This window comes from Vagococcus sp. 211 (assembly GCF_056322705.1).
Map to the genome: position 1 here is coordinate 516,936 of NZ_CM150475.1, position 14,677 is coordinate 531,612.

General features: G+C 38.2%; 13 protein-coding genes. 12 read left to right on the forward strand and 1 reads right to left on the reverse strand.

Features of this window, described 5'->3' with window-relative positions; translation table 11 throughout:
- Positions 1-6: 6 nt before the first annotated feature.
- The 8 genes from ACVWM0_RS02575 to ACVWM0_RS02610 all read left to right on the forward strand — a co-directional run bounded on the left by ACVWM0_RS02575 (position 7) and on the right by ACVWM0_RS02610 (position 10,118).
- Positions 7-1,449: a glycoside hydrolase family 32 protein gene (locus ACVWM0_RS02575; protein WP_476473090.1), complete on the forward strand. Its 1,443-nt coding sequence runs from the start codon at positions 7-9 to the stop codon at positions 1,447-1,449.
- A 131-nt stretch (positions 1,450-1,580) separates the two neighbouring features.
- Positions 1,581-4,415, forward strand: coding sequence for a sigma-54-dependent transcriptional regulator (locus tag ACVWM0_RS02580; RefSeq protein ID WP_476473091.1), 2,835 nt, complete (start codon positions 1,581-1,583; stop codon positions 4,413-4,415).
- A 154-nt stretch (positions 4,416-4,569) separates the two neighbouring features.
- A complete protein-coding gene (locus tag ACVWM0_RS02585) occupies positions 4,570-5,064 on the forward strand; it encodes a PTS sugar transporter subunit IIB (RefSeq protein ID WP_476473092.1) in 495 nt (164 codons plus the stop codon).
- 35 nt (positions 5,065-5,099) lie between these two features.
- Positions 5,100-6,059, forward strand: a complete 960-nt coding sequence (locus ACVWM0_RS02590; RefSeq protein WP_476473093.1) for a mannose/fructose/sorbose PTS transporter subunit IIA — start codon at positions 5,100-5,102, stop codon at positions 6,057-6,059.
- Between the two features lie 22 nt (positions 6,060-6,081).
- The gene (locus ACVWM0_RS02595) at positions 6,082-6,879 is read left to right on the forward strand and encodes a PTS mannose/fructose/sorbose transporter subunit IIC (RefSeq protein ID WP_476473094.1); all 798 of its coding nucleotides are present in this window, start codon (positions 6,082-6,084) and stop codon (positions 6,877-6,879) included.
- A gap of 19 nt (positions 6,880-6,898) precedes the next feature.
- On the forward strand, positions 6,899-7,846 hold the full coding sequence (locus tag ACVWM0_RS02600; RefSeq protein ID WP_476473095.1) for a PTS system mannose/fructose/sorbose family transporter subunit IID: 948 nt from the start codon (positions 6,899-6,901) through the stop codon (positions 7,844-7,846).
- A gap of 58 nt (positions 7,847-7,904) precedes the next feature.
- Positions 7,905-8,264, forward strand: coding sequence for a DUF956 family protein (locus tag ACVWM0_RS02605; RefSeq protein WP_476473096.1), 360 nt, complete (start codon positions 7,905-7,907; stop codon positions 8,262-8,264).
- 183 nt (positions 8,265-8,447) lie between these two features.
- A complete protein-coding gene (locus tag ACVWM0_RS02610) occupies positions 8,448-10,118 on the forward strand; it encodes a peptide ABC transporter substrate-binding protein (RefSeq protein WP_476473097.1) in 1,671 nt (556 codons plus the stop codon).
- Between the two features lie 117 nt (positions 10,119-10,235).
- Here the strand turns inward: ACVWM0_RS02610 and ACVWM0_RS02615 are convergent, their stop codons facing one another.
- Positions 10,236-10,583, reverse strand: coding sequence for a DUF3899 domain-containing protein (locus ACVWM0_RS02615; RefSeq protein WP_476473098.1), 348 nt, complete (start codon positions 10,581-10,583; stop codon positions 10,236-10,238).
- A gap of 87 nt (positions 10,584-10,670) precedes the next feature.
- Between ACVWM0_RS02615 and opp3b the strand changes: the two genes are divergently transcribed.
- The 4 genes from opp3b to ACVWM0_RS02635 are packed head-to-tail and all read left to right on the forward strand — an operon-like array spanning position 10,671 to position 14,659.
- The gene (opp3b, locus tag ACVWM0_RS02620; protein ID WP_476473099.1) at positions 10,671-11,612 is read left to right on the forward strand and encodes an oligopeptide ABC transporter permease; all 942 of its coding nucleotides are present in this window, start codon (positions 10,671-10,673) and stop codon (positions 11,610-11,612) included.
- A gap of 2 nt (positions 11,613-11,614) precedes the next feature.
- On the forward strand, positions 11,615-12,643 hold the full coding sequence (gene opp3C, locus ACVWM0_RS02625) for an oligopeptide ABC transporter permease (protein ID WP_476473100.1): 1,029 nt from the start codon (positions 11,615-11,617) through the stop codon (positions 12,641-12,643).
- Positions 12,644-12,657: 14 nt separating this feature from the next.
- A complete protein-coding gene (locus tag ACVWM0_RS02630) occupies positions 12,658-13,695 on the forward strand; it encodes an ABC transporter ATP-binding protein (protein WP_476473101.1) in 1,038 nt (345 codons plus the stop codon).
- Between the two features lie 19 nt (positions 13,696-13,714).
- A complete protein-coding gene (locus ACVWM0_RS02635; RefSeq protein WP_476473102.1) occupies positions 13,715-14,659 on the forward strand; it encodes an ABC transporter ATP-binding protein in 945 nt (314 codons plus the stop codon).
- Positions 14,660-14,677: the final 18 nt, after the last annotated feature.

Below are 14,677 nucleotides of genomic sequence, written 5' to 3' on the forward strand. Positions count from 1 at the left end.
GGGATAATGATGGAAACAATTGAAAAATACACGCACTATGATACGCGTTATGACAGCTACTTAGGAGCGTTAGAAAAAAGAGTGAAAAAGAGTTTGTACTTACCAAAGCATCATCTTTATCCTAAAACAGGACTGATGAATGACCCGAATGGGCTGAGTTATTTTAATGGGGAATATCATGTGTTTTATCAGTGGTACCCTTTTGGAGCGAGTCATGGCATGAAGCACTGGGGACATGCTGCTTCCTCTGATTTGGTTGATTTTTCTGATCAAGGTTACGGACTTATTCCGGATCAGGAGTACGAAAAAAATGGGGCTTATTCGGGAAATGCTATAGAACATGAAGGTCAATTGTATCTCTTTTATACAGCCAACTATAAAACAGATACTGGTAAAAAAGCGAAGCAAGCTCTTGCTATTATGGATCAAAAGGGGAACATCGTTAAACACCATAAGAACCCAATCATTGATGGGGCTCCAGAAGGGTTTAGTCAAGAATTGCGAGATCCGTTTGTCTTTAAACGTCACGATCATTTTTATATGTTGTTAGGTGGGGGTAGCTTTACTGATGGTGTGGGAACAGGTTTTGGAGATGTTGGAGAGCTGTTGCTGTATCAAAGTGATGATTTACTTGATTGGGCGTATTTAGGTCCGATTGAAGTGGCTATACCAAGAGGGTATATGTTGGAATGTCCAAGTATGGTAAGAATTGGGGAGAAAGATGTTTTATTCCTGTCTCCTATGGGGTATGAACGAGAGGAGCTTCGTTATCATAACCGATTTGCCTCTATTTATTTAGTCGGTAATCTAGACCTTTCAAAGAGGGTATTTCATATTGACGAAATGGATGAATTAGACGCAGGTTTTGATTATTATGCGCCACAATCCTTCCTAGGAGAAAAACAAGAACCGTTGACAATGGGCTGGTTTGGTTGTGGCGAACAAGTGTATCCTATTGATGACGAAGGGTGGAAACACGGGTTAACCATGCCTCAAAAAATGACGCTAAAAGAGAATCGCTTGTACCGCTATCCTGTACAAAGCCTCCTTGAACGTTATAAGAAAGATAAGATAACAATGGGTAAACGCATTGATGTATCGGATCGGACTTTTTTACTTGAAACAAGGTTAGACGAGAGTACCTTGCTACGTTTTGGGAGGGAAGAGGATTATTGGTCCCTATGCTACAATCAAACTTTAGGACAGATAACTATTGACCGAAGTTCTTTGAAGCAGCCAATTGATAGGGAGCAAGGAGAGCAGCGCCATTTATTGTTAAAAGATAAAACACTCTCACCTGTCTTGTCCTTGTTTGTAGATAATAGTTTTGTGGAACTTTATGTTAATCAGGGAGAACAAGTTATGAGCTTTAGAGTATTCTTAGAAAATGGTACGAACCAGATAGTTAGCGATACAGAGATAACGACACATATTAGTTACTTTAGTTAAATAAAAAGAATTAAAAGAAGGCAAAGTAACCTTAATCGGTATTTTGTCTTTATTTTTTTATGTTCAAATAGATACACTCGTGATACACTATAGATACAGAAAAACTAGTGTATTCTTTTGAGGAGGAACAGATGAAACGCATTGAAGAAGTATATAAGTTAGTGAAGACTATTTCAGAAGGTTTAGACGAAGAAGATTTAACCGTAGAGTCAGGTGTTACCACAAAAGAAGTCGCTGAAAGACTAGGTATTCAACGCAGCAATGCGAGCAAAGATTTAAATGAGTTGGTTAGAGAAGGTGTGATTGATAAACTACCTGGGAGACCTGTGAGATATATTTGTAAATCAGTGTTTCGACACAAACCCTTATCTAAGTATGTGGAAAGTTACCGCGAACAAACAGACACTAGGGATCCTAAAAGAAAAACAGGAACGATGTTATCGGATGTTGGCTTAATGAATGAGGACATCTTTAATCAAGTCATTGGTACCACGGCTAGTATGAAAAACTCTGTTGAACAAGCCAAGGCCTCTATTTTATACCCACCACGAGGGCTGAATTGTTTAATCATTGGTCCCACAGGATCTGGTAAAACGTATTTTGCACATACCATGTTTCAGTTTGCCAAACAGCACCATGTGGTTGAACCAGATAAAGAGATGATTGTCTTTAACTGTGCAGATTATGCCAGCAACCCGGAACTGTTGATGAGCCATTTGTTTGGGCATGCTAAGGGGGCTTTTACAGGAGCTGACGAAGAAAAAGAAGGATTAATCAGCTTAGCAAATGATAGTTTTTTATTCTTAGATGAGGTTCATCGGTTGCCACCAGAAGGTCAAGAGATGGTGTTTTACTTTATGGATAACGGCACGTATGCAAAACTTGGCGAGACAACTAAGAGTCATAAAGCCAATGTCCGGATTATTTGTGCCACCACAGAGGATACCTCCTCTAGTTTGCTTAACACTTTTATGCGCCGTATTCCTATTACGATTCAATTGCCTAATTTTGAAACCCGGACAGCGAAGGAAAAAATAGATTTGCTACGTCTAATGATGACCATGGAATCCAAACGCATTCAACGAAAAATCATCTTATCTGAAGATGTTGTCAAAGCGTTGATAGGTAGTGTGTCTTATGGAAATGTTGGGCAACTTAAATCCAACGTTCAACTAGTGACGGCACAGTCCTTTTTGAATTTTATGGACCAAGAAGAATTACATATTGGTTTAGAAGATCTAAATCCTTCTATTAAAGAAGGGCTAATCCATTTGGCTAATAATCGGGACGTGTTAACGGAGTTGTCCCAACAACTCTCTCCGCAAATGGTGATTTCACCGAATGATACCTTTGTAACCTTTGAACAAGATTCCTATGAGTTACCCTATAATTTATATGAAATTATTGGGGATAAGGCGGCTGTGCTAAAAGAAGATGGGTTGAGTCAAGAAGCGATTAATCACTTCATATTGACAGATATCAACGTTCATTTGAAATCTTTTTATCGTAATCATGGCTTTACATTTGATACGGAAAGTAAGTTGTCAGAAATTATTGACAGTCACACACTAGCCACGACACGGTTAATGTATGATCAAGCCAAAGAATTATTGGGGTATGAGTTTCAGTCTAATTTCTTGTATGCGATTGGGTTACATTTAAGCTCTTTTTTATCTCGTGTGGCTGAAGGGAAATTAACGTATCAAGATGACAATGATAATATTAAACGCATGGTAGAGCATTACGGGGCAGAGCTCAGAGTAGCAGAATCCTTTAAGGCTTTGATAGAAGAGCGACATAGCATTCAAGTGCCGGAAGAAGAAGTGCATTATCTAGCAGTCTTATTGATATCTCTCCGAGAAAATAAAGCGGAGGGACGGATAGGTATAGTGGTTGCCGCTCATGGTAATAGTACGGCCACAAGTATGGTGCAAGTGGCCACCCATTTACTTCAAGTAGACAACATAAAAGCAGTAGATATGCCTTTAGATATGGAGCCTAAAGAGGCGTTTAAATTGATTCAAGACGAGGTTGTATCCGTTAATGAAGGTAGTGGGGTGATGCTTTTAGTCGATATGGGCTCTCTTGGCACGGTAGCAGATGATATTGAGAAAAACACGCGAATCCCTATTAAAGTACTGGATATGGTTACCACTGCCACGGTATTAGAAGCAGCTAGAAAATCCAGCTCTTTAGAAGCGAACCTAACGGATTTATACGAATCCATGATGAGTTTTAGAGGGTATACATTTGTTAAGGAAACGCCTAAGGAAGTCCTACCTTCTAACCATCTACCTAAGGCTATTGTGGCTATTTGTGCCTCAGGAAAAGGAACAGCACAACGAATGAAAGAGTTGATAGATCAGTATTTAAGTCTTCATTTTGAAACAGATATTACGGTATTTCCTGTATCGATTATTGAATTATCTAAAGACATTAAAGCGATCCAAGAGCAGTATTCTTTAATTGCTACAACGGGAATTAAAGACCCGGAGTTAGAGGTGCCTTTTATTCCGATGGATGTCTTGTTTTCTAATGACGGGGACCGAGTAATTGAGCAGCTAATTACCCATCAATACGAAGCGTCTTCTAAAGAGTTTACGATGGATAATGGCCGAGAGATGTGTCAAAAGTATATGACGGATAGTTTTACCTTTATTAATCCTCACAAAGTCTTAGCGCCTTTATGGTTGTTTGCTGAAAAAGTAACAAGACACTTTAAGCTAGAGACCAATCCGTTGTTTTTTGTGAACCTTACCATGCATATGGCAGGTGCTATTGAACGGGAATTAAAGGGAGATAGCTTAGACGTTATAGCATCCGAATTAAAAGAAAAACAAGGAACACAGGCGTTTATAGAATTAGAAGAGTTAGTGAATCAATTGAATCAAACCTTGCAATTATGCTTATCTTCGAATGAAGTATTTTACATACTGAGTATCATAGAAAATGAGAAATTAAAATAATACAGTAAGTTGTCCAAAAAGATACACTAAATGAGTGTATCTTTTTTTGCTTATAAAGCGTAGTATTACAAGCTTTATAAAAGTTGGCACGGTAATTGCTTATAATAAAGTGTTGCTATGTCGGTGGATTCGTTATGAGAGGAGGAACGCCAATATGGACATTCGCCTAGTTCGAATAGATGATCGATTAATTCATGGTCAAGTAGCCACTGTTTGGACGAAGCATGCAAAAATTAATCGTATCTTAGTTGTCAGTGATGAGGTAGCCAAAGATGAGATGAGAAAATTATTACTCACACAAGCAGCCCCACCAGAGGTTAAAGTGAATGTTATCCCAGTGTCAAAGATGATTGCTATTTTACAAGACCCACGGTTTACGGATGATTTTAGAACCATGCTATTATTTACTAATCCAAAAGACGTAAAACGCGTGGTAATGAGTGGAATGAAGATTCCTTCTATTAATGTAGGTAGTATGAGTTATTGCATGGGTAAAAAAATGATAACCAATGCAGTCGCTGTGAATGAAGAGGATATTTGTGATTTTGTCTTTTTACATCAACAAGGCATCGATATTGAGATCAGGAAAGTCATTGCTGATACTCCCGTTGACTTGATGCAACTGTTAAAAAAAGAGCGACTAATTTAAAAAATTAGTTACGGAAGATATAGGAGGAAAACAAAATGGTAGGTATTGTACTAGCTAGCCATGGCCAATTCGCTGAAGGAATTCTTCAGTCAGGAGCCATGATTTTTGGCGAACAAGAAAATGTCGCTGCAGTAACATTAATGCCGAGCGAAGGCCCGGATGATGTGAAACGAAAATTAGAAGAGGCTGTTCAATCATTTGAAGGAACAGAAGAAGTGCTATTTTTAGTTGATTTGTGGGGAGGAACACCTTTCAATCAAGCGAACACATTATTTGAAGCAAACAAAGATAAATGGGCCATTGTCAGTGGTTTAAATTTACCTATGTTGATTGAAGCATATGCTGCTCGTTTATCAGTGGAGTCATCTCATAAAATTGCAGAACAAATTCTAACAACGGGTCGTGATGGAATCAAGGTTCGTCCTGAAGCGTTAGAGCCTGTGGTATCTGTAGCAAAACAAGAAACAAAAGAAGAGTTACCATTAACAGGAGACGGTCGTATTTCTGTTGTCCTAGCTCGTGTGGATTCACGTTTATTACACGGACAAGTGGCGACGGCTTGGACTAAATCAACATCACCTAACAGAATCATTGTGGTCAGTGATGGTGTGGCGAATGATGATTTGCGTAAAACATTAATCACACAAGCCGCTCCTCCAGGAGTAAAAGCCAATGTTATCCCAGTTCAAAAATTAATTGATATTTGGGAAGACCCAAGATTTGGAAAAACCAAAGCCCTACTATTATTTGAAAACCCACAAGATGTTGTGAGAGCAATCGAAGGTGGCGTAGAATTACCTGAAGTGAACGTTGGTTCAATGGCTCACTCAGAAGGTAAAATAATGGTAAACAATGTATTATCTGTGAATGAAGCCGACGTTCGTGCTTTTGAAGCATTAAGAGATGCGGGAGTAACATTTGATGTCCGCAAAGTGCCAAGTGATTCTTCTAAGAATTTATGGGAATTATTGGCAAAAACAAACATGACAAAATAATGAGATAAAAGGAGGAAGAATCATGTCAGTTCTTTCATTAGTTTTAATAGTAATTGTAGCCTTTATTGCGGGTATGGAAGGTGTGTTGGATCAATTCCAATTCCACCAACCGATTATCGCGTGTACATTGATTGGTTTAGTAACAGGTAACGTCACAGAAGGTATTATTTTAGGTGGTAGTTTACAAATGATCGCCCTAGGTTGGATGAACATTGGGGCAGCAGTGGCACCTGATGCGGCATTAGCATCTGTTGCAGCGGCTATTTTAGTAACCGTTAACGGTGCAAGCATTGAAGAAGGTATTGCTTTAGCGATTCCTTTAGCAGTAGCTGGACAAGTGTTAACCATTTTCGTTCGTTCTTTAACAGTTGGTTTGGCACATGGTGCTGACAAAAAAGCGGAAGAAGGCTCTTTCCGTGGCGTTGAAATGTATCATTTAATTGCGTTATCATTACAAGGTTTACGTATAGCGATTCCTGCAGCACTTATTTTATCTGTACCAACAGAAGTTGTAACAAACTCTTTAAACAGTATTCCAGACTGGATTACAGGTGGTTTATCAGTAGCGGGTGGCTTTATCGTAGCAGTAGGTTATGCTATGGTTATTAACATGATGGCTACACCAAAATTATGGCCATTCTTCTTCTTAGGTTTTGCTTTAGCAGCCGTTTCTGAATTAAACTTAATCGCAATGGGTATTATTGGTACCGTCTTAGCATTAGTTTACATTCAATTAGCTCCTGAATTTAATGCAGGTTCAGGCAATGGTGGCGGTACATCAGGTGGCGACCCATTAGACGATATTTTGAATGACTATTAATTGAGGAGGACATAAGACAATGGAAAATCAAACAAAAGATATGGTTAAATTAACCAAAAAAGATAGAACAGCAGTATTTATGAGAAGTCAATTACTTCAAGCGTCATGGAACTATGAGAGAATGCAAAACGTTGGTTGGGCATATTCAATGATTCCTGCTTTGAAAAAATTATATAAAACAGAAGAAGACCGTTCTCAAGCATTGAAACGTCACTTAGAATTCTTCAATACACATCCTTATGTAGCAGCACCTATTTTAGGGGTTACTTTATCTCTAGAAGAAGAAAAAGCTGCAGGAGCTGATATCGATAATGCCGCGATTCAAGGGGTTAAGATTGGTATGATGGGTCCTTTAGCTGGTGTGGGTGATCCGATTTTCTGGGGAACATTACGTCCAGTATTAGGAGCCTTTGCTGCTTCTCTTGCTTTAAGCGGAAGCATGATGGGGCCGTTATTCTTCTTTATCGTATGGAACGCGATTCGTATGATCTTCTTATGGAGAACACAAGAATTGGGTTACCGTCAAGGATCAAACATTACACAAGATTTATCAGGCGGTATTATGCAAAAAATTACCCAAGGAGCGTCTATTTTAGGGATGTTCATTATGGGGGTACTTGTGCCACGTTGGACAACCATGAATTTCCCAATGGTGTTATCTAAAGTGGATGTGGATCCTAAGAGCTTAGTTGATTTTAGTACAATCGTAGAATCTGCTAATAATGGTGGGATGAATGAAAATCAAATTCGCGATGTTATTAATCAAATTGCAAGTGGTAGCAACGTGAACCCAGAGCAAGTGACAACACTGGGTGATGTGTTCAACCAATTGATTCCAGGTTTAATGCCTTTAGCGTTAACATTCCTTTGTATCTGGTTATTACGTAAAAAAGTTAGCCCAATTACCATTATCTTCGGATTATTTGTTGTTGGTATCTTAGGCTATGTTATCGGCATTTTTGGTTAAATATGAGATGATTAGGGTGGATAAAACCACCCTATCTTTTTATTAGGAGGACATAGAAATGGTTGAATCATTGAATAAAGAAGTCGATGTGGCAATAAAAGTAAATTCATTTTTAAACCCAATGTCACCAAAACCAGGTGTCTTAGCTGTAGGAGAGGTCGGTATTGAGTATCGCGCCAGCAGTGGAGTAGGCTTTATTCAAATCCCTTGGGAAAACGTCACATTGGTTAAAGCGGATGTTTACCTCAAAGGTAAGTACATTAGAGGCTTTGATATTATCACAACAGAGAACCAAGAGCTTAGCTTTGTTACCTCAAATGCGATAGAAGCATTAAAAGCGATGAGAAAGCATTTAACTAAGGAACAAATGGTTCAATCTCCAAGTAATTTTAGACGCTTATTTAAACGAAAAAAGTAACCTTACTCATGGAAGTAGGGTTACTTTTTTTGTTTTAAATGAGAAGAATGTTCGTGTTTGTTAAGTTTGTGCAACTGTTTACTCATTCTTTTTTAATAATTCTCTTGCTTTATTCTTACTTTTCGTATATTATATTCTTTATAATCAAATTCTAATTGATATCTAATTTTAGGGGGATGCTTTATGAAGACAAAAAAATGGTTGTATGTTGGTTTGCTATCCACAGTAGCATTGACAGTTGCAGCATGTGGCAACAATGACAAAGCTGACAAGGATGCCGGTAAAGATGGCGGAGATTCTGGTGCGGTTGAGCAAGTATTTAATGTAAGTGTGAAGCAAGAGATGCCTTCTGCAGATTTATCGCTGAATACAGATGTGATTGGTTCTGTTGCACTGAACAATGTGTATGAGGGAATCTATCGTCTAGGTGAAAGCCAAGAGCCAGAGCCTGCAGGAGCCACTGAAAAAGCAGAAATTAGTGAAGATGGTCTAGTATACAAAGTAAAATTACGTGAAGATGCCAAATGGTCAGATGGAGAACCTGTAACAGCTAAAGATTATGTTTACGGTTGGCAACGTACGGTGGACCCAGAAACAGCTTCTGAGTATGCCTACCTACATGAACCAGTAAAAAATGCAGCTGAAATTACAGCGGGGGATAAAAAAGTAGAAGAGTTAGGAATTAAAGCAATCAGTGATTATGAGCTAGAGATTACGCTAGAAAAACCAACCCCTTACTTTGACTACTTATTATCATTTACAACTTTTATGCCACAAAGACAAGACATTGTTGAAAAATACGGCAAAGAGTACACAACGGCAAGTGATAAAGCCGTTTATAATGGTCCTTTCGTTTTAGCAGACTTTGATGGACCAGGAACAGATACTGAATGGGCGTACGTTAAGAATGATGAGTACTGGGACAAAGAGACTGTTCAGTTAGAACGTATTAACGTGAGTGTTGTTAAAGAAGATTCTACAGCTCTTAACCTGTACGAAGATGGGAAGTTAGAAGACGTTCAATTAACAGGAGAGTTAGCACAACAAAAAGCGGATGATCCAGAGTTCATTGTTGAGAAAAAAGCATCGTCTCGTTACTTAGAGTTGAATCAATTCGACGAAGATTCACCATTCAAAAACGAAGACATCCGTCAAGCGATTTCTTATGCTATTGATCGTGATTCTTTAGTGAATCAAATTCTTGCAGATGGTTCTCTTGCATCAGGTGGGTTAGTTCCGGCTGATATGAACAAAGGACCAGCAAGCGGTAAAGACTTCTCTGAAGAAGCAGGAAATGATGTTTCTTATGACAGTAAAAAAGCCAAAGAACATTGGGAAAAAGGTAAAAAAGCCTTAGGTAAAGATAAAATTGAACTTGATATTTTAGCGTCAGATAATGATGATACGAAAAAAATGATTGAGTATTTACAAGGGTCATTAGAAGAAGAGTTGGATGGATTAAAAGTTAACTTAAGTCCTGTACCATTCTCTGTGCGTCTAGAACGTTCTAATAAAGGAGATTTCAGTACAGTATTAAGCGGATGGATTGCGGATTATCCAGATCCAAGTTCATTCATTGATTTGTTCGAAACAGGAAACTCTTATAACCGAGGACAATACTCTAATCCTGAATACGATAAAAATGCCAAAGCAGCAAGAACAGAAAATTCTAACGATCCAGAAAAACGTTGGGATAACATGATTGCCGCTGAGAAAATTATCATTGAAGAAAAAGGGATTATCCCATTGATTCAATCGACAGAAGCTCATTTAAGAACGGCTGATATTGAAGGCGTGGTAACACATGCTGCAGGAGCACAATACGATTACAAGTGGGCTTACAAAGTTAAATAGTTAAACAAGTTGGAAGAGAGATTAAAACAACCTTGTATTTGAAACAGAAGGTTTTTAATCTCTTCTTTAAAAGAAGGGTATGAAAAAACCTATAACAAACGTTATAGGTTTTTTATATCAGGGAATGAAAGAAGTAATAAAGCTAATGATAACAAGGGTAATCCCAACAATAAACCAGTAAGTTGGATGCTTTTGGAATACTTGTGATAGTGGTATAAAGTCTCTAGGTTCATTGTTTCTTCTTAATCGAATTAATTTTTTCATGTTCTTTTGAAATAAATCAAAGAAGCCTGAGGATAAGACCAAAATGGTCGTTCCTATGATTAAAAAAAGTAACCCGATTAAGAAAGAATGATCAGATAGTAAGGTCCATGACACCTGTTTTGTTGAGATGAGTTGGCCTAAGCTTGAAAAGCCAAGGGCTACTAGTACTGTTGCAGCGGAGTATGTTAGTTGTTTTTTCATTATTCAAACGTTCCAATCTTTATTTGATGTCATAACTGTAAAACAAATAAACAAAGAAGTCAAAACTATTTAAAAGGGGGAAAGAAAATGAGTAATTTTTTGAAATACTTTATTAAACGTGTTGGATTTATGCTCATTACTTTGTGGTTGATTTCAACAATTACTTTTTTCTTAATGAAATTGTTACCAGGTTCGCCATATGCTAACCAAGAGAAATTATCACCAGAACAAATTGAGATTTTAAACAAGCAAGCAGGATTAGACAAGCCAGTAATTCAACAATATGGTATCTACATTGGTAATTTAGCTAAAGGGGATTTTGGAACATCTTTCCAATTTAAAAATCAACCTGTTTCTAAATTATTGAAAGACCGTATTGGACCATCTGTCCAGTTAGGGGTTCAAGCGATTATCTTTGGTACATTGGTAGGTATTGTGCTTGGAGCTATTGCAGCAATGAAACAAAATACATGGGTGGACACAGTGGCCACACTCGTCGCGATTCTCGGTAGGTCCATACCTAACTTCGTTTTCGCTGTATTGTTACAATACATCTTTGCGATTAAATTAGGTGTCTTACCGATAGCAAAATGGGATCAAGGGTTTATTTCTACCATTCTTCCAACCTTGGCTTTGGCCATGTCGCCTTTAGCTGACTCTGCTCGTTTCATTCGAACAGAGATGGTAGAAGTATTAAGTAGTGACTACATCGAACTCGCTCGCTCTAAAGGATTGAGCCGATTACAAGTTGTGTTCCGTCATGGGTTAAGAAACAGTTTAATCCCATTAGTCACACTTTTAGGGCCTTTAGCTGTTGCTTTGATGACAGGGTCATTGGTTGTAGAAAACATTTTTGCTATTCCTGGTATTGGGGAGCAGTTTGTTAAGTCTATTATGACGAATGATTACCCAACTATCATGGCAGTAACCATTATGTTCTCAACCATGTTAGTTGTGGTTATCTTAGTCGTTGACTTATTATACGGATTAATTGATCCACGTATTCGCGTTTCAGGAGGTGGCAAATAATTATGGAACAATTAGATATTAATAACATACCTAAAGAAAGTTTTGAACCTATTTCGATCGATAGTAATTTAGATCGTGAAAAAATTAGTGCCCCGTCACTGAACTTTATGCAAGATTCATGGCGTCGATTGAAAAAGAATAAGGGAGCCGTTATTTCTCTTGTTTTATTAATTTTGATTACTTTAGTGGCTTTTGGTTCTATTTGGATCACACCACATGATCCAACGAAACAAAATCCTAAATACATTAACTTACCGCCACGTATTCCTGGTGTTAGTCTGAACGGCTTTAACGGGACAGCAATGGTAGGTGGGACACGTATTGATAAGTATGAACAAGCCAAAGTACCAGAAGATGTCAATTATTTTCTTGGGACAGACGGTTTAGGTCGTGATGAATTGTCTCGGTTATTAATGGGAACAAGAATGTCTCTTATCATTGCCTTTGTAGCAGCCTTTTTAGATTTAACCTTCGGGGTAATCTACGGTATGATATCGGGAATGAAAGGTGGACGAGTCGACAACGTCATGCAGCGGATTTTGGAAGTTCTTTCTGGAATCCCGAACTTAGTTGTGATGATTTTAATGTTAATGATTTTCAAACCAGGGATGTTATCAATTATCTTAGCGATGATTATAACCGGTTGGATTACCATGGCACGTATCGTCCGAGCGCAGACTTTAAAAATTAAAGACCAAGAGTATGTGCTAGCCGCGACAACTTTAGGAGAATCACAAAGTAAAATTGCTATGAAACACGTCTTACCTAATATTTCAGGTGTCATCATTGTTCAAATGATGTTTAGTATTCCATCAGCTATTTTCTTTGAGGCATTTTTAAGCTTTATCGGGTTAGGCTTAACGCCACCAACAGCCTCTCTTGGAACGTTACTAAACGAAGGATACAAAACATTCCGTTTCTTACCTCATCTAATGTGGGCACCGGCGATAACATTATCTGTTATCATGGTGTGTTTCAACTTATTAGCTGACGGATTACGTGATGCCTTTGATCCGAAAATGAATGATTAGGATGGTGTGAAAAAATGGAAAAAGTATTAGAAGTAAAAGACCTAAATATCTCGTTTGATACTTTTGCGGGAAAAGTTCACGCCATTCGTGGTGTTAACTTTGACTTACATAAAGGTGAAACCTTAGCAATTGTAGGAGAGTCGGGTTCAGGTAAATCTGTAACGACCCGTGCAATTATGCAGTTACTAGCAAACAATGCCAATGTAGACAGTGGTGAGATCTTATTTAAAGGTGAAGATTTAAATAAGAAAACAGAGAAAGAGATGCAATCGATTCGAGGAAAAGACATTGCGATGATTTTCCAAGATCCGATGACGTCCCTTGATCCAACCATGAATATTGGGAATCAAGTAGCAGAATCTCTTAGAAAACATCGTAAGATATCTAAGAAGGATGCCCTTGATAGAGCGCTGGATTTACTTAATCTTGTAGGGATACCTGATGCAGAGAAACGTTTGAAAAATTACCCTCACCAGTTTTCTGGAGGACAGCGACAACGGATTGTTATTGCGATTGCTTTAATCTGTTACCCAGAAGTCTTGATTGCTGATGAGCCAACAACCGCTCTTGATGTAACCATTCAAGCGCAAATCATTGATTTAATGAAAGACATTCAAAAGAAAATTCATACATCGATTATTTTTATTACCCATGATTTAGGTGTGGTAGCTAACGTAGCTGATAGAGTAGCTGTTATGTATGGTGGACGAATTGTAGAAGTGGGAACGGCGGATGAAATCTTTTATAACCCTCAACATCCTTATACTTGGGGCTTATTAAGTTCAATGCCAACGCTTGAAACTGGGGAAGAAAAATTATACGCAATTCCAGGTTCGCCACCGGATTTATTAGACCCACCAACAGGGGATGCTTTTTATCCTCGGAATGAATTTGCGATGAAAATTGATACAGAACATGTACCTCCGTACTTTGATGTATCACCTACACATAAAGCGGCGACATGGTTATTAGCACCAGGCGCGCCAGAAGTGGTACCACCTTATGAAATTGTTCGTCGACGTGAACAACACAAAGAAAGATTTGCTAATTAAGAAAGGAGTTGTGTCACTTATGGAAACAGTTACGAAAGAAAAATTACTGGAAGTGAACCATTTAAAACAACATTTTAATGTTGGACGACCAGATGAAGTGAAGGCTGTAGATGACATCAGCTTCCATATTTACGAAGGTGAAACCTTTGGCTTAGTTGGTGAATCAGGATGTGGTAAATCAACAACGGGACGAAGTATTATTCGCTTATATAATCCAACAAGTGGAGAAATTAAATTCAGAGGGGAAGACGTAGCTAAGATCAAGGGTCGTGTGAACATGAGTCAATTTAGACGTGATGTTCAAATGATTTATCAAGATCCTTATGCGTCACTTAACCCAAGAATGAAAGTCAAAGATATTATCGCTGAAGGCATTGATGTTCATGGCTTGGCTAAAAACGAAGAAGAGCGTACAAACCGCGTGAATGATTTACTTAAAACAGTAGGATTAGATCCTTCTCACGGGACGCGTTATCCTCATGAATTTTCAGGTGGACAACGTCAACGTATCGGTATTGCTAGAGCATTAGCAGTAGAGCCTAAATTCATTATTTGTGATGAACCTATTTCGGCTTTGGATGTGTCTATCCAGGCCCAAGTGGTTAACTTATTGCAAGAATTACAAGAAACACAGAACTTAACGTATCTGTTTATCGCCCATGATTTATCAATGGTTAAATACATTAGCGATCGTATCGGTGTAATGTATTTTGGTAAATTAGTAGAAATTGGAACGGCGGAGGAAATTTATAAGTATGGGTTACATCCTTATACAGAAAGTTTACTTTCTGCCATTCCGTTACCTGATCCAGATTATGAACGTAGTCGTCAACGGATTGTTTATGAGCCTCAAAAAGATGGAAAAGTCCGTGAATTACGTCAAATTTCAGGTGATCATTATGTGCATTGTAGCGAAGATGAGCTAGAAATGTACCGCAACAAACTAAAGGAGAAAAAACAGTAGATATCCCCCTTCTACTGT